The organism is Roseovarius sp. JB2-10 (genome assembly GCF_055693585.1).
On record NZ_CM146337.1, the window covers coordinates 3,676,658 to 3,694,168 of the forward strand.

Sequence of the window (17,511 nt, forward strand, 5' to 3'; positions counted from 1 at the left end):
TGCCACAACGAAGGTGAGCCAGCTCTCCCAGTCGAGAAAAGTCGAGCGTAGGCATTCGTCATAAGTCACTATGCGTCGGCTCCGTTTGCACCCATCTTTGCGAGCCTAAGCCAGCGACCGAAAGACACGAATATCAACTGTGTCCGCAAAGCGGAAATCGTTCATACGGCGCTTATTCCGCAATCATATAGAATTTGCGAAGTTTTTCCGTGATCTCCCACGTGCAGGGGGACCCTTTGGAGATGAAAAACGTATCGCCCGAGGTAAAGGTCTCGGCCCGCCCGTCGGGATGCGTGAGCGTGACCGAACCCGAAATCACCGTCATCATCTCATGCACCGGATAGGCGTCGATCTCCTCCCGGCAAGGCGCGCATTCCCACACGCCCGCCAGAATGGACTCGTCTTCAGTCGCAAAACTCGTCAGGTTGATTTCGCTGTGATCCGCTGTGGTAAATGCCTCGACCGGTGTCATGGTCGACGCTTCCATCGCGCCTGGGTCAGGCACCATTCTGAAAGTTTGCTGCGCCATCTCGCCTCCTATTCCGCCCATTCCCATGGTCGTGTGTAATTGCCCAAAACTTCTTTGAGTTTGGCATCATCCACATCACCGGATTTCTGGACCTGTGCCACCAGACCACGTTTCTTGTCATCAATCACTGAACTGACGCGCGCCGCGATATCGGCCTTTTCAAGGTCTGCGTTATAGATGCGGGTGATCGCGCTTTTGCGCAGATCAGGCTTAAAGACTTTGCCCACCGCCGTTTTGGGCAGCTCATCCAGCACTTCGATATATTTCGGGATGGCGGCGCGTTCATGCACATGCACCTTGCAATGCTCTCGCAGTTCATCGCCGGTCACGCTGGCCCCTTCGACCAGTTCGACATAGGCGCACGGGATTTCGCCGGCATGGGCGTCCGGCTGGCCAATCGCGCCCGCCATGGCAACCGCCTTGTGCGCCATCAACGCCTCTTCGATATCCGCCGGATCGATATTATGCCCGCCGCGGATGATCAGATCCTTGGCGCGGCCCGTAATCCAAAGGTACCCATCTTCGTCAATACGGCCCAGATCACCGGTCCGCAGGAACTTTTCCTTGTGGTAAAGATCCCGGTTCTTGGCGGCTTCGGTATAGGTGTTACCGGCGTAAACCCCTGGATTATCAATGCAAATTTCACCAACCTCATCGGCGGCGCATTCAACCGGACCATCCGGTGTGTTGTTGAAAATCTTGACGTTTGTGTAGGGCAGCGGCACGCCGACCGAGCCGACTTTCTTCTCACCGGTGGGCGGGTTACAGGACACAAGGCACGTGGCCTCGGTCAGGCCGTAGCCTTCGATCACGGTCATGCCGGTGGCACTTTCAAACCGCTTGAAAAGTTCCATCGGCATCGGGGCGGAGCCCGAGAATGCGTTTTTCACGCTTGAGATATCGGCATCCACCTTGCGCTGCATCAGCGCCGCCGTGGCCGTCGGAACGGTGATGACAAAGCTGATTTTCCAGCGCTCGCAGAGCTTCCAGAAATTGTCGAAAACGCCATCGCCCCGGAACCCCTGTGGCGTCGGGAAGACCACATGCGCCCCTGATTTGATCATGGCCATCAGGATGACGTGGCAGGCAAAAACGTGGAACAGTGGCAGTGGGCACATGATCACATCGTTTTCATCAAAGAGCAGCTTGTGCCCCAGCCAGCCGTTATAAACCATGCCGGAATAGCGGTGCTGCGCGACCTTGGGCATGCCCGTGGTACCGCCCGTATGGAAATAGGCCCCCACGCGGTCCGCAACCGGATCATCGAAATCCAGTGTTGTGTTATGCCGCGCCACTTCCTTCTGGAAGTTCAGCACATCCGCATGGTGACCCTTGGGGTTCTTAGGCCGCACCAGCGGCACAATCCAGCTCTTGGGCGGCGTGAGGTAGGTGTTCAGATCGATCTCAAGCACCGTATGCACGTTCGGCGCGTGGCGTACCGCCTCGGCCGTTTTCTGTGGCACATCAGTCTTGGGGAAGGCCTTGAGCGTCACCACAACCTTGGCATTGGTTTCGCGCAGGATGGCCCCGATCTGTTCGGGCTCCAGCAGCGGATTGATCGGGTTGACGATCCCCGCCACCATGCCGCCGATCGTGGCGACAGCCGTTTCAAGACAATTGGGCAGCACCAGCGCAACGACATCGTTTTCGTTGATCCGCAGGCTGCGATACATGTTTGCCGCCTGACAGACCTGATCGTGAAACTGCTTCCAGCTCAGGGTCTGGGCCTTGTCATCAGGGCCTGAGAACAGCTGATAGGAAATCGCCGGACGGTCCGGAAAGGTTTTCGCCGTCTGGTTGAGCATCTGGTACAGGGTTTCAGGCCGCTCGCGCGCCTCCCACGGCATTTCCTGCTCGATAGCCGTTACATCTGCCTTGGTGGCAAAAGTCATGTGCAATCCTCCCAAACTGCCCTTTTGAAGCCGCCCCGTTCTGCGGTCGGCTGTCTCCCGTTCGGGCCAGCATGGGTATGTTTTGCCCGTCGCGCAAGTTTTACGCAGCGTATCTCACTCAGTAACGAAACGAAATCAGCGCGCGCAGGCGGCAAATCCTTCGGCCAAACTGCGCATCATCGCCGGATATTGCTGTGGTCCCGGCGCGATGCTGCTGCCCAAAAGATCAATCTCACTTTTGGCGTAGCCCTCCGTCACGATCGCCGTGGCCAGCTTGGGGTCGAATTGTGGTTCGGTCAGCACACAATTGATGCCTCGCTCCGCCACCAAATCACGCAGCGCAGCCAGCCGCGCAGGCCCCGGTGTGGTCGCATCACCCAAAGAGATTGCGGCCACATTGTTCAAGCCAAATGTCACTTCGAAATATTGATATGCGTCATGAAACACCAGGAACGGCGTCTCCTGCAAAGGCGACAGGATCTCAGAAATCTCACGCGACGCTGCTTCGATTTCTTTGGCACCCTGCTCTGCGTTCTCAGTGTAAGTGTCGGCATTTGACGGGTCGCGCAAAGACATTTCGCGTGCAATCACATCCAACCACACCTGGGCATTTGCCGGGTTCAACCAGGCATGGGTGTCGGTATCGCCATGTTCATGATCATGATGATCGTCATGCCCTTCTTCCGCGTGATCTTCGTCGTGCCCATGCTCATTATGCCCATCTTCGGCGTGATCCTCATCATGACCGTCTTCGGCGTGATCCTCTTCATGTCCGTCCGCCGCGTGATCCTCCTCCGCATGGCCCTCAAACGCGACGCCTTCGCGAAACGGCAACAACGCCGTCTCTTCCAGTTCCAAAACGGCGATGTGCTTGGCCTCGCCCGCCAGATTATCCATCGCACCTTCCAGCCACGGCGTCAGGTCCGGTCCGATCCAGAACACCAGATCGGCCTGCTCCAACGCCCGCGCCTCTGACGGACGCATGGAATAGTGATGCGGGGACGCCCCGGGCTGCATAATCAGGTCGGGCGTGCCAACCCCGTCCATGACCCGTGCCACCAAAGAATGAAGTGGCGCGATGTCCACTGCCACACGCGGCGGTTCGGCCTGAGCCATTGACCCCATTAAAACCAGCGGCAAAAACCCCAATCGTCGCATTCCAATACGTCCCCCCGAAAATCTGATCCGAGGCTTGATAATTGTTACTTTATAACATATCAACCCCTGCACAGAGTTTTTTGAGGACCCGTTGTGGACGCCATCGGATTCGAAACCCATGATCATGACACCTGCATCAAGGACGGGCTTGAGGCGGTGGCTGCCTTTTGTGCCGCCAACAAGTTGCAATTCACGCAGGTCCGGCGCCGCGTGCTGGAAATCCTGCTGCAACATCACCGGGCAATGGGGGCCTATGAAATTCTCGACACCCTGCGCGATGAAGGCTTGGGATCACAGCCTCCGGTCGCGTATCGCGCCCTGGATTTTCTGGTCAGCCACGGATTTGCCCACAAAATCGAACGTCTTAACGCATTCATCGCCTGCGCCCATCCGGGCCGCGACCATACGCCCGCCTTTCTGATCTGCCGCAGCTGCGATGCGGTGGCCGAAGCCCATGCCGAACCCACCCGGGGCATGTTGGGAAGCGCCGTACAGGAAAGCGGGTTTGTGATCGAACAGGCCGTCGTCGAAGCCGTGGGGCAATGCCCCAAATGTGTGCCGGAGCCGAAATGAAGCTGATCGAAACCCGAGATGTCGACATCCGACACGGCAAAAACCTGGTGCTGCAGGGCGTAAACCTGACACTCACGCGCGGCGAAATTGTCACCATTGTGGGACCAAACGGATCGGGGAAGTCCACGCTCCTCCGGGCGCTGATCGGCGCTATCCGCCCCACCCGCGGCACAGTCACTCAGACCCCGGGCCTGCGCATTGGATATGTGCCGCAAAAGCTGCAGATCGACCCGACGCTGCCCATGACAGTCCCACGGTTCATGTCCTTGACCCGTCGTCACGCGGGTGCCGATCTGGACCGCGCGTTGGAACAGGCCGGTTTACCCGATCTGCATGATCGCCAGATGGCGGACCTGTCTGGCGGGCAATTTCAGCGCGTATTGCTCGCGCGCGCCTTGCTGGACAAGCCTGATCTGCTCATTTTGGACGAGGCAACCCAGGGCCTTGATCAACCCGGCTCCGCGGCGTTTTACCGCCGTATCGAAGATGTGCGCCGCGACATGGGCTGCGCGATCCTGATGGTCAGTCACGAATTGCACGTGGTGATGAGCGCGTCGGACCGTGTCATCTGCCTCAACGGCCATATCTGCTGCGAAGGCAAGCCCGAGGTTGTGGCCTCTGCCCCAGAATACCGCGCAATTTTCGGCAGTGGCACCGGCGGCGCGCTGGCGCTGTACCGGCACGACCACGACCACCACCACGATCACGCCTGCGATCATGACCACGACCACGAGGCGGCCGAGTAATGCTGGATGACTTCCTGATCCGGGCCGCATTGGCCGGACTTGGCGTGGCATTGGCCGCCGCCCCCTGGGATGTTTCGTTGTCTGGCGGCGCATGGCCTATTTCGGGGATGCCACGGCACATGCCGCCATTTTGGGTGTGGCTCTTGCGCTTGGGTTTTCCATGTCGGTCTTTGCCGGCGCCTTGGTGGTGGCATTGGTGATGGCAACAACCGTGTCGGCCCTGTCAGGGCGCGGCTATGCCATGGACACCTTGTTGGGTGTGATGGCGCATTCAGCATTGGCCTTCGGACTGGTGGCAGTGTCGTTCCTACAAGGCGTTCGAATTGACCTGATGGCCTATCTCTTCGGTGACATTCTGGCCGTCAGCAAAACAGATCTGCTGGTGATCTGGGGCGGCGCGGCACTTGTTCTGGGGCTGCTGACATGGCGATGGAAGCCGCTTCTGACTGCCACTCTGGGTCCCGATCTGGCCTTCGCCCATGGCATTGACCCAAAACGCGAACAGCTTGTCCTGACATTGGCACTGGCCGTGGTTGTGGCGGTCGCCATCAAGGTGGTTGGCGTGTTACTGATCGCGGCCATGCTTATCATTCCCGCAGCTGCCGCACGACCATTGGCCAAGACCCCGGAACATATGGCCGTGATTGCTGCCGTCATTGGCGCCATTTCGGCGATCGGTGGCCTGCAAACGTCCTTCGCGTTTGACACACCCACGGGCCCGACCATTGTCTGCGTCGCGGCGGTGATTTTTGCCAGCGCCAGTATCTTTGGCCAAACCCGCCGCAGCAGATCATAAAATCCCTCGCTAAATCAATTTGTTGCCGACGGTTGTTCTCGGTTAATATTTTGACTTGACTATTTTTGTCAGAAATCAGAAACATATTTCAAAGTATTTTACTCAGAAAAGGAATCCCCCATGCGGACCCTGACACTCGCCACCCTGTCTCTCGCCATGGCCGTCCCTGCCCTCGCACAGGAGGTCAACGTCTATTCGTCGCGTCACTACGACACCGACGATGCGCTTTATGCCAAATTCACCGAAGAAACCGGCATCACCGTCAACCGGGTCGAGGCGAAGGCCGACGAGCTGATCGCACGGCTTGAGGCGGAAGGCGATAACAGCCCGGCCGATGTGCTGATCACCGTTGATGTGGGCCGCATGGATCGCGCCGAAAGCGCCGGATTGCTGCAGGCCTTCAATTCGGACGTGATCGAGGCGCGTATCCCCGAGCATTTCCAGCACCCAGATAACCTGTGGTTTGGCATCTCCCAACGTGCACGCATCATCTACTACGCCAAAGATCGCGTCGACAGCCCGCCACAAACCTATGAAGAGCTGGCCGATGAAAAATGGAAAGGCACGATCTGCATCCGTTCCTCATCGAACATCTACAACCAATCCCTAATGGCATCTGTCATTGAGGTTCACGGTGAAGAAACCGCCAAAAACTGGGCGTCCGGTGTGTTGGCCAACATGGCGCGCGCACCGCAGGGTGGTGACACCGATCAGCTGCGTGGCGTGGTTTCGGGCGAATGTGACGTGGCCGTGGGCAACCATTACTACTTCCTGCGCGGGTTCTCCAAAGATGTGGATGGTCTGACCAGCGGCATCGACAATATCGGCTGGGTCTGGCCCAATCAGGATGATCGCGGCACCCATGTGAACCTGTCGACCGCCGCCATTCTGGCAAATGCACCGAATGCCGATAATGCGGCAAAACTGGTCGAGTATCTGACCAGCGATTACGCGCAACAGCATCTGGCCGTGCAGAACCATGAATACCCCGCCGTGACCGATGCACCGGGGACCGAGACAACGATCCGTCTGGGTGAATTCAAAGGCGATGCATCTACGCCAACGGCTGCGTTCAGCCGCAATGCCTCAAAGGCTCAGGCGATTTTCAACCAGGTCGGTTGGGACTGATCCACCACTTACAGGCTACGAAAGCGGCGCGCTCCCCACGCGCCGTTTTTTTGTGCGATAACGCCCGGGTCAATCGACAACGACCAGATCGATGTCTTTTTCGTCCAGCATGGCGCAAATGGCCGCAGGCGGCGGGCTGTCGGTATAGAAGACGTCAAACCGCGGCGCCTCCCCCAGGGCCACCGGGGCGCGTTTGTTGAACTTGTCTTCATCCGCCACAACGATGTTGACCTGCGCGTTGCGCGATGCCACCCGGGCGATGTTCGCCTCTTCGAGGTCATGCAACATAAACCCCTGATCCGCATTCACGGCCCCCACGGAAAAGACCGCGAATTGCACGTTGAGACGCGCAATCAGGTCCAGTGCTTCGGCGCCAAAGGCTCCACCATCATGTTCCCGCAATTCGCCGCCCGCCAGAAAGACGCGGTTGCCATTGCGGGTGGCCAGGGTGCTGGCAACAAAGGCAGAATTGGTAACAACGAATAGATTGCTGCGCTCCTTCAGCGCCATCGCCACATAGGCCGTGGTTGACCCGATATCCAGAAACACCGACGCACCGTCGGTGATGGTCTTTGCCACCGCCTCGCCCAACCGCGCCTTGGCATCGGCATGGGTGGAAATCCGGCTTGAAAACGGCGCTTCGCTGATCTCTTCAACCAGATGCACGCCACCATGCACTTTGCGCACGATGTTGGCCTGCTCCAGCGTGCGGATGTTGCGGCGGATGGTTTCATTGGTCACGTTCAGCTGCTTGGCCAGAAAACTGACCCGACAGGATCCGCCCACCTTTTGCAGTTCCAGCAGGATTTCCTCCTCGCGCTGATTGGTTGTCTTGCGTTGAATATTCATCCTGTCTCCGCTTAATTCCTGCGCAAGAAAGCCACAAAAAGCAACACAAGCCAAGTGCGTATTCGGGTTTTTCACAGGGTATCAGGCGCTTTGGAGGGTAAGTATGTGGTTAAATGTGGTTATCGTTGACTAAAACCAAAATATGCCGCAGGATTTTGAGACAATTAGCCAAAAAAACAACAAAAACACACAAACCGGGAGTTATAACATGCTGAATTTAAAGAGCTTTGGGGCCTTTGCCCTGGCTGCAGCCACAGCGTCGGCGGGATGGGCCGCAGATTCGTCTGATCCGATCAAACTGACCCTGCATGACTGGTCCGGGCAATTGATCAACACCAAGATCATGGGCAGCATTCTGGAAGAGGCCGGATACAGCGTGGAATATGTGCAAGCGGACTATATCGCGCAATTTGCAGGCCTCAAAACCGGTGATCTGCATCTGGCGATGGAAATCTGGGAAACGACCGGCCGCGAGGCGCTGGACGAAGCCGTGGCCACCGGAAACGTGGTCAATGTGGGTGAAACCGGCCTGATGGCGATCGAGGAATGGTGGTATCCGTCCTACATGAAGGAGCGCTGCCCGGGCCTGCCCAATTGGGAAGCGCTGAAGGACTGCGCCGAGGAATTTGCCACCGCAGAGACGGCCCCAAATGGCCGTTACGTGGGCGGGCCGGTGACCTGGGGCGGGTTCGACGATGAACGCGTCGAGGCGCTGGAGCTCGATTTCGAAGTGGTGCACGCGGGCACCGATGCGGCGCTTTTTGCCGAATTGGAATCCGCCTATCAGCGTCAGGATCCGGTGATCCTCTGGGTCTATGTACCCCATTGGGCGCCTGCCAAATATGACGGAGAATTCATTGAATTTCCGACCTTTACGCCGGAATGCTATTCCGACCCGTCCTGGGGCATCAACCCTGATATGGCCTATGATTGCGGCAAACCACGCGGTCCGATTTGGAAAGCCGCGTGGTCCGGATTGCGGGAAAACTGGCCCGGCGCGTATAGCATCGTTGAGGCCTACTCACTCAGCAATGAAGAGATGAGCGCAATGGTCGGCAAGGCCGATCTTGACGGTGTCGAAGTCGATGCCGTCGTGGCCGACTGGATGACCGAGAACAAAGATCGCTGGTCCGGCTGGATCGCCCAGTAATCTCCCTGGGCCGGGGCATGTGATGGTGGGCAGCCCCGGCCATTTTCCTTCTGATTTGCTATCATTCTGCCGGTCACACGGTCAGAATCGGGGACGCTGATGAATTCGACGATCAAGCTTTCGTGCCGCAATATCTGGAAGCTTTATGGCGCCGATGCGGATGGGTTTCTGGCGCGCACTCCTGCCCCCACTGACGCGGATATCCAACGGGCCGGCATCATCGGTGCCGTGCGCAATGCCAGCCTCGACATTCAGGAAGGCGAGATTTTCGTGATCATGGGCCTTAGTGGTTCAGGCAAATCCACGCTGGTGCGCTGCCTGTCGCGGTTGATCGAACCCACAGGTGGTGAGGTTCTGTTCGACGGCGCGGATCTCTTGCGCGCGACCGACGCCGAGATGATCGAAATCCGGCGCCACAAGCTCAGCATGGTGTTCCAGCATTTCGCGCTTTTGCCGCATCTAAGCGTCCTGCAAAACGTGATGTTCCCGCTGACGGTTCAGGCCGTGCCAAAACCCAAAGCTGAAGCCAAGGCGCGTGAGGTGGTGGAGCTCGTTGGTCTCAAAGGGCGCGAAGACTATTTCCCGCGCGAACTTTCCGGCGGTCAGCAACAGCGTGTCGGCATTGCCCGGTCGCTGGTGACCGAACCCGACCTGTGGTTTCTGGATGAGCCTTTTTCGGCATTGGACCCGCTCATCCGGCGTGAAATGCAGGATGAATTCCTTGGGCTACAGGCCAGATTACACAAGACAATTGTCTTTATCACCCATGACTTCGATGAGGCCGTGCGCCTTGCTGACCGGATTGCCATCATGAAGGATGGCGAGATCATTCAGGTGGCCACGCCCGAAGAACTGGTGGTCAACCCGGCCTCTGATTACGTCGAAGAATTCACCCGCCATATCCCGCGTGACAAGGTGTTGACCGCAGGCGGGCTGATGACGCGCGGGGCCACGGCAGAGGGCACGCCCATCCCCGCACGCGCACGCATTTCCGACGTGGCCGAACGGATCATCCTGTCCGACGGCCCCCTGCCCGTGGCCGATGCCGAGGGCAAGACCATCGGCACCATCGACCGCGCGGCCATTGCCCATGTCCTTTTCGGTGCGGGAGGGTCCGGATGACCAATCACCGCAACCCCGCCCTGATCGTGACCCTTGTGCTGATCGTCGCCACGATCCTTCTGGGCACCTATGGGCGTGATCTGTCCAAGGCGCTCGATATGCGCTGGCTGGTGAAATTCCCGGCGGCCTGGGTCATCCCGTTCAAGACATACATTACCGGCGCGATGAAATGGCTTGTAGAAGAGGCCGCCATCGGCCCGCTGTCCTTTACCGACGTGACCCGTGGCATCGCCTGGCTGATCGAGCAGCCGTATCAGTTCGTGCTCTCGCTTCTGGGCGACGGCTTCACCACCGGCCCCGGCAAAGACGCACGCACCCTGCTGCCCCCGGTCAGCTGGATCACCGTGACTGCCGCCGTCATGGCCCTCGGGCACTACTGCCGCGACTGGCTTCTGGCCGGGCTGGTGGGCGTCTGTTTTGCCTACCTCGCGGTCTTTGGCCAATGGGACAGCGCCATGGTCACCCTCGCCTCGGTCCTGATCGCGGTGCCCATCGGCGCGGGCGGCGGGCTACTGGTTGGCATCTGGGCCTATCGCCACCCGCGCGGTGAGCGTCTGTTGATGCCCGTGCTGGACCTGATGCAGACCATCCCGATTTTCGCCTACCTCGTGCCCATCCTTTTCATGTTTGGCTTTGGCCCGGTCTCGGCCCTCGTGGCCACGATCATCTACGCCACCCCGCCGATGGTGCGCGTGACCATTCTGGCGCTGAAATCGGTGGACCCGGAACTGGTTGATTTTGGCCGCATGGCGGGCACCACGCCGCGGCAACTGATGTGGCGCGTTCTGGTCCCCTCGGCCTCTCACAGCCTGATGGTGGGTGTCAATCAGGTGATCATGCTCACGCTCAACATGGTGATCATCGCCTCGATGATCGGCGCAGGCGGCCTTGGGTTTGACGTGCTGGCGGCCCTGCGGCGTCTGGATATCGGCGCGGGTTTTGAGGCGGGCATTGCCATTGTCGTACTGGCTGTGGCCGTCGACCGGCTGAGCCAGGCCTTCGCCGAACGCATGGGGCAGGTCCACCCCACCCCGCGGGATCAGGGTTGGATTGCCCGCCACAAACGCACGACAATCGTGCTGGTGCTGCTCCTGCTCACATGGGGACTGGGCCGGTTCGCCCCCATCCTGCTGGAATATCCCGAAGCCCGAACCGTCACCACCGGTGCCTTCTGGGATGACATGGTCGCGTATCTGAACGTCAACTTTTTTGATACGTTCGAGGCGATCAAGGTCTTCTTCCTGACCTATTTCCTTCTGCCCATCAAACGCACGCTTCTCGGCATCCCCTGGCCCTGGACCATCGCGATGCTAACGCTTCTGGGCTGGCGCGCGGGCGGCTGGCGGCTGGCTTTCCTCTGCGGCGGCCTGTCGGGCTTGATCGCCGTCACGGGCCTCTGGTCCAAAGCCATGGTCACGGTCTATCTCTGCGGCGCGTCCGTCATCATTGCCACGCTCATTGGCGTGCCTCTGGGCATTCTCGCCGCGCTCAACAAACGCGCGGGCGTGGCCATCAACCTGTTGATCGACACGCTGCAAACCCTGCCCAGCTTTGTCTACCTGATCCCGGTGGTGATGCTCTTCCGCGTGGGGGATTTCACCGCGATGATTGCCATTGTGCTCTATGCCCTGGCCCCCGCCGTACGCTATGCCGCCCATGGGGTGCGCAATGTCAGTGCTGAGCTGATTGAGGCGGGCATCGTTTCGGGCTGCACCCCGCGACAGCTTTTGCGCCTCGTGCGTCTGCCTCTGGCCCTGCCCGAGATACTCCTAGGCATCAACCAGACCATCATGCTGGCGCTGTCGATGCTCGTTATCACCGCGCTCGTCGGCACGCGCGACCTGGGCCAAGAGGTCTATGTCGCTCTGACCAAGGCCGATATCGGGCGCGGCATCGTGGCCGGGTTAGCCATCGCCTTTATCGCCATCATCGCCGACCGGCTGGTCAATGCCGGGGCCCGCGGCGCACGCATTCGTTTTGGATTGGAGAGCTAGATCATGAGCCCACCTGATTTCCGCACCCTCCCCCTCTGGCAGGGCGAGATCACAGCAACACCGCTTGATGGCGGCATCACCAACGTCAATTACCTTGTTGAGGACGGGGACAAAAAATACGTGGTCCGCGTGGGCGATGACATCCCGCTGCATCAGGTCATGCGGTTCAATGAACTGGCCGCGAGCCGCGCCGCCCATGCCGCGGGCCTTTCGCCCGCTGTGGTCCATGCGGAGCCGCGTCTCACCGTGTTGGACTACATCGAAAGCCGCACCCTGACCGAAGAAGACGTTCGCGCGCCCGAGATGCTGCCGCGCGCGCTGGATCTTGTGAAACGTTGCCACGTGGAAATCCCGAAACACCTGCGTGGGCCGTCTCTGGTGTTCTGGGTGTTCCACGTGATCCGCGACTACGGCGCGACCCTTTTGGACCGCGGCAGCAGCCATTCGGCCATGATCCCTGAACTGGTCAGCATCGCCTCGCAACTGGAAGAGGCCGCCGGGCCCTATGACATTGTCTTTGGGCATAATGACCTGCTTTGCGGCAATTTCCTCGATGATGGTGACCGGCTCTGGCTGATTGATTTCGACTATGCCGGGTTCAACTCGCCGCTATTCGATCTGGGCGGGCTGGCGTCAAATAACGGGCTGAGCGAGAGCCAAGAGACCTGGATGCTTGAGACCTATTTCGAGGCCCCCGTGACCGATGATCTGCGCCACCGCTACGGGGCGATGAAATGCGCCTCGCTCCTGCGCGAAACCATGTGGAGCATGGTGTCGGAAATCACCTCGGAAATTGACTTTGACTACGGCGCCTATACCGCTGAAAACCTTGCACGATTCCGTGCAGGCCTTGACATGTTTAACCAAAGCTGAGGCACCGATATGGCTGATCTTCCTTCTACCGCCAAGGCCGTCATCATCGGGGGGTATCATTGGATGTTCCACCGCCTATCACCTGGCCAAACTGGGCTGGACAGATACCGTCCTTTTGGAACGCAAAAAGCTGACGTCGGGCACCACGTTTCATGCCGCTGGTCTGGTAGGTCAGCTGCGATCGAACGCCAATATCACGCAGCTTCTGGGCTATTCGGTGGACCTTTACACCAAGCTGGAAGCGGAAACCGGACTTGGCACAGGATGGAAGATGAATGGCGGGTTGCGGCTTGCCTGTAACGAGGAGCGCTGGACTGAGGTCAAGCGGCAGGCCACCACCGCCCACAGTTTCGGGCTGGAGATGGAATTGCTGACACCAGCAGAGGCCTTGGACCTTTGGCCGCTCATGGACATCTCTGACCTTGTCGGCGCCGCCTTCATGCCCACGGACGGACAAGCCAACCCCTCGGATATCACCCAGGCGCTGGCAAAGGGCGCGCGCATGGCAGGAGCCACGATCTTTGAGGACACGAAAGTGACCGATCTGGAGATTGAAAGCGGAAAAATCCGCGCCGTCATCACCGATCAGGGCCGGATCGAATGCGAAAAGGTGATCGTGTGCGCCGGGCAATGGACGCGCAATTTTGCGGCCAAATTCGGTGTGAATGTGCCGCTGGTGTCGATGGAACACCAATATATGCTGACCGAACCGATGGGCGTGCCCTCTGATTTGCCTACCCTGCGCGACCCGGATCGGCTTTGTTATTACAAGGAAGAGGTGGGCGGGCTGGTCATGGGAGGATACGAGCCCAACCCGATCCCCTGGGCCGTGGATGGCATCCCCGAAGGCTTCCATTACACGCTGCTCGACAGCAATTTTGACCATTTCGAACAGATTATGGAGAAATCTCTGGGCCGTGTCCCCGCGCTGGAGACGGCAGGGATCAAGACGCTCACCAATGGTCCCGAAAGCTTCACACCGGATGGCAATTTCATCATTGGCGAAGCACCGGAACTCAGGAATTTCTTCGTGGGCGCGGGGTTCAACGCCTTTGGCATCGCCTCGGGCGGCGGTGCGGGCATGGCGCTGGCGGAATGGGCACATAAGGGCGAGCCGCCCTTTGATCTCTGGTCGGCCGACATTCGCCGCTTTGGCCGGCCGCATTTCGACACCGATTGGGTGCGCACCCGCACGGTTGAAGCTTACGGCAAGCACTACACCATGGCCTGGCCGCATGAGGAACATGACAGCGGCCGCCCCTGCCGCAAGTCGCCGCTCTACGACACCCTGCACGATCAAGGCGCGTGTTTTGGCGAAAAACTGGGCTGGGAACGCCCCAACTGGTTTGCCGCCCGCGGCGAAAAGGCAAAAGACATCTACAGCTTTGGCCGCCAGAATTGGTTTGCTGCCAATGCCTGCGAACATAAAGCGGCGCGCGAGACGGCAGTTTTGATCGACCAGACATCCTTTGCCAAATTCATGCTCAAGGGACCTGATGCCTTGCCCGCCCTGAACTGGATCTGCTCGGGCAATATCGACAAACCCGTGGGCGCGCTGACCTACACGCAAATGCTCAACGACAAGGGCGGGATTGAATGCGATCTGACCGTCGCCCGCGTGGCCGACGACGCGTTTTACATCGTCACCGGAACCGGTTTTGCCACCCATGACTTCGACTGGATCAGCCGTAATATCCCCACCGGCATGAACTGCCAACTCTTTGATATCACGTCCTCAAACGCGGTTCTGTCGCTCATGGGGCCCCGGGCCCGCGACATCTTGCAAAAGGTGACCCGGGCTGATGTTTCCAACGATGCGTTCCGATTTGGCACGGTGCAAACCATTGGCATCGCGGGCTGCCCCGTTATGGCGCTCCGCGTGACCTATGTGGGCGAATTGGGCTGGGAATTGCACCTGCCTGTCGAATACGCGCAAACCGTTTATGCGGCGCTGACAGCGGCAGGGGCGGACCATGGCCTGACCAACGCCGGCTACCGCACAATTGAAACGCTCCGTCTGGAGAAAGCCTACCGCGCCTGGGGCTCGGACATTGGCCCCGACCACACCCCGTTCGAGGCCGGTCTGGGCTGGGCCACGAAGCTATCAAAGAACATCGATTTCAAAGGGCGCGCGGCGACCGAGGCGCAAAAATCTGGCGGGGTCAAGAAACTGCTGGCCAGCTTTACCGTGGCCCCCGAGGTGGTGCTTCTGGGCCGCGAGACGATCTACCGCGATGGCGCGCGCGTCGGCTGGCTGACCTCCGGTGGATTTGGGCACACGATCGGAAAATCCATCGGTATGGGCTATGTGCGCAATCCGGATGGGGTGGACGCAGCGTTTGTCACTTCAGGTAAATACGAGTTGGAGGTCGCGACGGAGCGTGTTCCGGCCGAGGTGCATATGATGCCGCTCTATGATCCGGATATGCGACGCGTAAAATCATAACAAATTCTGTGAGTTACGCCTATTTCTTCGCGTTAAATGTAAAGAGCTGTTCGTCCTCCAACCGGTAGCCATCGATCAAGTCACGGGCGCGATCCGAGACCAGCCACGCCTCGAGTTTTGCAGCCAACTCAGCCTTCACATGTCCATGTTTTTCCGGGTTCACCGGCAGATAGGCATATTGGTTGAAGAGCACCGGATCACCGGCAAACAAAAGCGCCAGATCGCCCTTGTTGCCGAAATTGAGCCAACTGGCGCGATCTGACACGATATAGGCATTTAGGCCCGACGCGGTATTGAGCGCCGCCCCCATGCCCGCCCCGACGGCGTTGTACCAGGCACCTTCAGGCGTCACGCCAGCCGCCTCCCAAAGGTTTAGTTCTTTCTTATGCGTGCCACTGTCATCGCCGCGGCTCACGAAAGGCGCTTTGGCCTGTGCGATCTTTGTCAACGCGGTCGCGGAATCACCCGCTGCCTTGATCCCGGCACCATCATCGGATGGTCCGATAATCACAAAATCATTATACATGATTTCCGTCCGGTGCGTGGCATGGCCCGCAGCCACAAACGCCTCTTCGGCGGATTTGGCATGCACCAGAATGGCATCCACATCCCCCGCCTCACCGAGCCGGAGCGCTTGCCCCGTGCCCACGACCAGCAACTGCACCTCGATCCCGGTATCCGACTTTATTTCGGGCAGGAGAACCTCCGCCAACCCGGAATTGTGGAATGACGTTGTCACCGCCATCCTCATCTCTTCCGCCCAGGCGGCGGTATGTAGGGTTAGGACCGCAACACATGCAGCGAGAAATCGGGGCATCAAGCCTTTCTCCTTCATTCGACGATATCTCCGTTCAGAAAGGCGCGGGCTTGCGGCGTTGTAGGTGCCTCAAAAAACGTCTCGGCGGGGCCGAATTCATGCGCCTTGCCATGCAGGATAAAGAGTACCTCATCCGCGAGGCGCCGTGCTTGACCCATGTCATGTGTCGACATGATAATCCGCGTCCCCCCCGCCACGGCATCCTGCAAAATCGCCTCAATCTCGCGCATGGCGCGCCCGTCGAGCGACGCACAGGGTTCATCCAGAAACAAGAGATCCGGCTTGCGGATCAACGCCCGTGCCATCGCCAGTTTTTGCCGCTCGCCACCCGACAGAACTGTGGCCTGACGGTCTCCTGCCTCCGCCAGACCGATCCGTTTGGCCCAATCCTCGGCCTGCGCGCGCGCGTCCCCTTTGGGCACGTTCAAAAGGCGCAGAGGGTAGATCAGGTTCTCCAACACCGTACGACGCAGCATCACCGGGGTCTGGAACACAAATGCCTGACGCCGCTGCGCCTCATCCGTGCCACACGCCCATTCGATGCGGCCCCGATTCAGGCGAAGAATACCGTGCAACATCTTGAGAAGACTAGTTTTACCCGATCCATTGGGCCCGATCACGATGGTCACGCCACCAGCCTCAACCGTCAGATCAATCGGCCCGACCAAGGCTTTACCGCGCCGCCGCACCTGGGCTTCAGACACGGTCAAAGGGAAAAGATCACTCACCAGCGCCCCTCCCTTTCCGTATGGCTGAGCCAGTGGATTGTGAGGTTCACGGCGATGGCCAGCGCAATCAGAATGAAGCCCAGACCAAGAGCGAGCGCAAAATTACCCTTGCCGGTCTCCAGCGCAATGGCCGTGGTCAGAACCCGCGTCGCCTGATCAATATTGCCCCCGACAATCATGATCGCGCCCACTTCGCCAATGCCCCGGCCAAACCCTGCAAGGGCCGCCGTCAGAAGCGCGCGCCGGCTGTCCCAGAGCAGGGTCTTGATCCGCTGGCCTTGGGTCGTGTTCATCGAAATCAGCAGGTCATGATATTCCGCCCAGAGATCCCGCAGCGATTGATGGGCAATCGATGCGATCAGCGGCACAATGATCACGACCTGTGCAATGATCATGGCCGTTGGCGTAAAAAGCAGGCCCAGCACACCAAATGGCCCGGCGCGCGACAGCAAAATATAGACAATCAGCCCCACCACGACCGGCGGCAGACCCATCAACGCATTCAAGACGGCAATTGTGATACGTCGGAACGGAAACCGCCGAACCGACAGGATTGCCGCCAGAGGCAGCGCGATCAGACAGGCAATCACAAGCGCGCTCAGCGTCACCTGAAGCGAACGCAGCGTGATATTCACCAGATCAGCGTCCAGCGTGACAATCAGCCAAAAGGCCTGTGTGATCCCGTCCCAAAGTTCGGACATTCCGGGCTG

15 protein-coding genes and 1 pseudogene are annotated in these 17,511 nt (G+C 59.1%); 9 read left to right on the forward strand and 7 right to left on the reverse strand.

All coding sequences use genetic code 11. The features are described from left to right. Nucleotides 1–172: 172 nt before the first annotated feature. The 3 genes from ACZ1HJ_RS18240 to ACZ1HJ_RS18250 form a co-directional block, all read right to left on the reverse strand. Nucleotides 173–529, reverse strand: a complete 357-nt coding sequence (locus ACZ1HJ_RS18240) for a cupin domain-containing protein (RefSeq protein ID WP_472720051.1) — start codon at nt 527–529, stop codon at nt 173–175. An 8-nt stretch (nt 530–537) separates the two neighbouring features. After that, nucleotides 538–2,421 (reverse strand): acyl-CoA synthetase, encoded by a 1,884-nt coding sequence (locus tag ACZ1HJ_RS18245; protein WP_472720052.1) that lies wholly within the window; start codon nt 2,419–2,421, stop codon nt 538–540. Between the two features lie 135 nt (nt 2,422–2,556). Beyond that, nucleotides 2,557–3,579, reverse strand: a complete 1,023-nt coding sequence (locus ACZ1HJ_RS18250; RefSeq protein WP_472720053.1) for a zinc ABC transporter substrate-binding protein — start codon at nt 3,577–3,579, stop codon at nt 2,557–2,559. Nucleotides 3,580–3,672: 93 nt separating this feature from the next. Between ACZ1HJ_RS18250 and ACZ1HJ_RS18255 the strand changes: the two genes are divergently transcribed. The 4 genes and pseudogenes from ACZ1HJ_RS18255 to ACZ1HJ_RS18270 all read left to right on the forward strand — a co-directional run bounded on the left by ACZ1HJ_RS18255 (nt 3,673) and on the right by ACZ1HJ_RS18270 (nt 6,822). Then, the gene (locus ACZ1HJ_RS18255) at nt 3,673–4,152 is read left to right on the forward strand and encodes a Fur family transcriptional regulator (RefSeq protein WP_472720054.1); all 480 of its coding nucleotides are present in this window, start codon (nt 3,673–3,675) and stop codon (nt 4,150–4,152) included. After that, nucleotides 4,149–4,898 (forward strand): ATP-binding cassette domain-containing protein, encoded by a 750-nt coding sequence (locus ACZ1HJ_RS18260; protein ID WP_472720055.1) that lies wholly within the window; start codon nt 4,149–4,151, stop codon nt 4,896–4,898. The genes ACZ1HJ_RS18255 and ACZ1HJ_RS18260 overlap by 4 nt, the downstream gene beginning before the upstream one ends. Beyond that, a pseudogene (locus tag ACZ1HJ_RS18265) lies at nt 4,898–5,694 on the forward strand (iron chelate uptake ABC transporter family permease subunit). The gene ACZ1HJ_RS18260 and the pseudogene ACZ1HJ_RS18265 overlap by 1 nt, the downstream one beginning before the upstream one ends. A gap of 120 nt (nt 5,695–5,814) precedes the next feature. Beyond that, the gene (locus tag ACZ1HJ_RS18270; RefSeq protein ID WP_472720056.1) at nt 5,815–6,822 is read left to right on the forward strand and encodes an extracellular solute-binding protein; all 1,008 of its coding nucleotides are present in this window, start codon (nt 5,815–5,817) and stop codon (nt 6,820–6,822) included. 69 nt (nt 6,823–6,891) lie between these two features. On the opposite strand, the gene ACZ1HJ_RS18275 is transcribed toward ACZ1HJ_RS18270, so the two are convergent. Next, the gene (locus ACZ1HJ_RS18275) at nt 6,892–7,671 is read right to left on the reverse strand and encodes a DeoR/GlpR family DNA-binding transcription regulator (RefSeq protein ID WP_472720057.1); all 780 of its coding nucleotides are present in this window, start codon (nt 7,669–7,671) and stop codon (nt 6,892–6,894) included. Between the two features lie 208 nt (nt 7,672–7,879). Here ACZ1HJ_RS18275 and ACZ1HJ_RS18280 point away from each other — a divergent pair, with 208 nt between their 5' ends. From ACZ1HJ_RS18280 to ACZ1HJ_RS18300, 5 genes are all read left to right on the forward strand, one after another. Next, nucleotides 7,880–8,821, forward strand: a complete 942-nt coding sequence (locus tag ACZ1HJ_RS18280; protein ID WP_472720058.1) for an ABC transporter substrate-binding protein — start codon at nt 7,880–7,882, stop codon at nt 8,819–8,821. Between the two features lie 99 nt (nt 8,822–8,920). Continuing rightward, on the forward strand, nt 8,921–9,943 hold the full coding sequence (locus ACZ1HJ_RS18285; RefSeq protein ID WP_472720059.1) for a quaternary amine ABC transporter ATP-binding protein: 1,023 nt from the start codon (nt 8,921–8,923) through the stop codon (nt 9,941–9,943). Then, entirely contained in the window at nt 9,940–11,937 is a 1,998-nt protein-coding gene (locus ACZ1HJ_RS18290) for an ABC transporter permease (protein WP_472720060.1), read from the forward strand. The genes ACZ1HJ_RS18285 and ACZ1HJ_RS18290 overlap by 4 nt, the downstream gene beginning before the upstream one ends. A gap of 3 nt (nt 11,938–11,940) precedes the next feature. After that, nucleotides 11,941–12,810: a phosphotransferase gene (locus ACZ1HJ_RS18295; RefSeq protein WP_472720061.1), complete on the forward strand. Its 870-nt coding sequence runs from the start codon at nt 11,941–11,943 to the stop codon at nt 12,808–12,810. Continuing rightward, nucleotides 12,779–15,256, forward strand: coding sequence for a GcvT family protein (locus tag ACZ1HJ_RS18300; RefSeq protein WP_472722238.1), 2,478 nt, complete (start codon nt 12,779–12,781; stop codon nt 15,254–15,256). Before ACZ1HJ_RS18295 ends, ACZ1HJ_RS18300 begins: the two co-directional genes overlap by 32 nt. Nucleotides 15,257–15,275: 19 nt before the next feature. Here ACZ1HJ_RS18300 and ACZ1HJ_RS18305 read toward each other — a convergent pair whose 3' ends face one another. The 3 genes from ACZ1HJ_RS18305 to ACZ1HJ_RS18315 are packed head-to-tail and all read right to left on the reverse strand — an operon-like array spanning nt 15,276 to nt 17,502. Further along, on the reverse strand, nt 15,276–16,073 hold the full coding sequence (locus ACZ1HJ_RS18305) for an ABC transporter substrate-binding protein (protein ID WP_472720062.1): 798 nt from the start codon (nt 16,071–16,073) through the stop codon (nt 15,276–15,278). 14 nt (nt 16,074–16,087) lie between these two features. Beyond that, nucleotides 16,088–16,801, reverse strand: coding sequence for an ATP-binding cassette domain-containing protein (locus ACZ1HJ_RS18310; protein WP_472720063.1), 714 nt, complete (start codon nt 16,799–16,801; stop codon nt 16,088–16,090). Next, entirely contained in the window at nt 16,798–17,502 is a 705-nt protein-coding gene (locus tag ACZ1HJ_RS18315) for an ABC transporter permease (RefSeq protein ID WP_472720064.1), read from the reverse strand. Before ACZ1HJ_RS18315 ends, ACZ1HJ_RS18310 begins: the two co-directional genes overlap by 4 nt. Nucleotides 17,503–17,511: the final 9 nt, after the last annotated feature.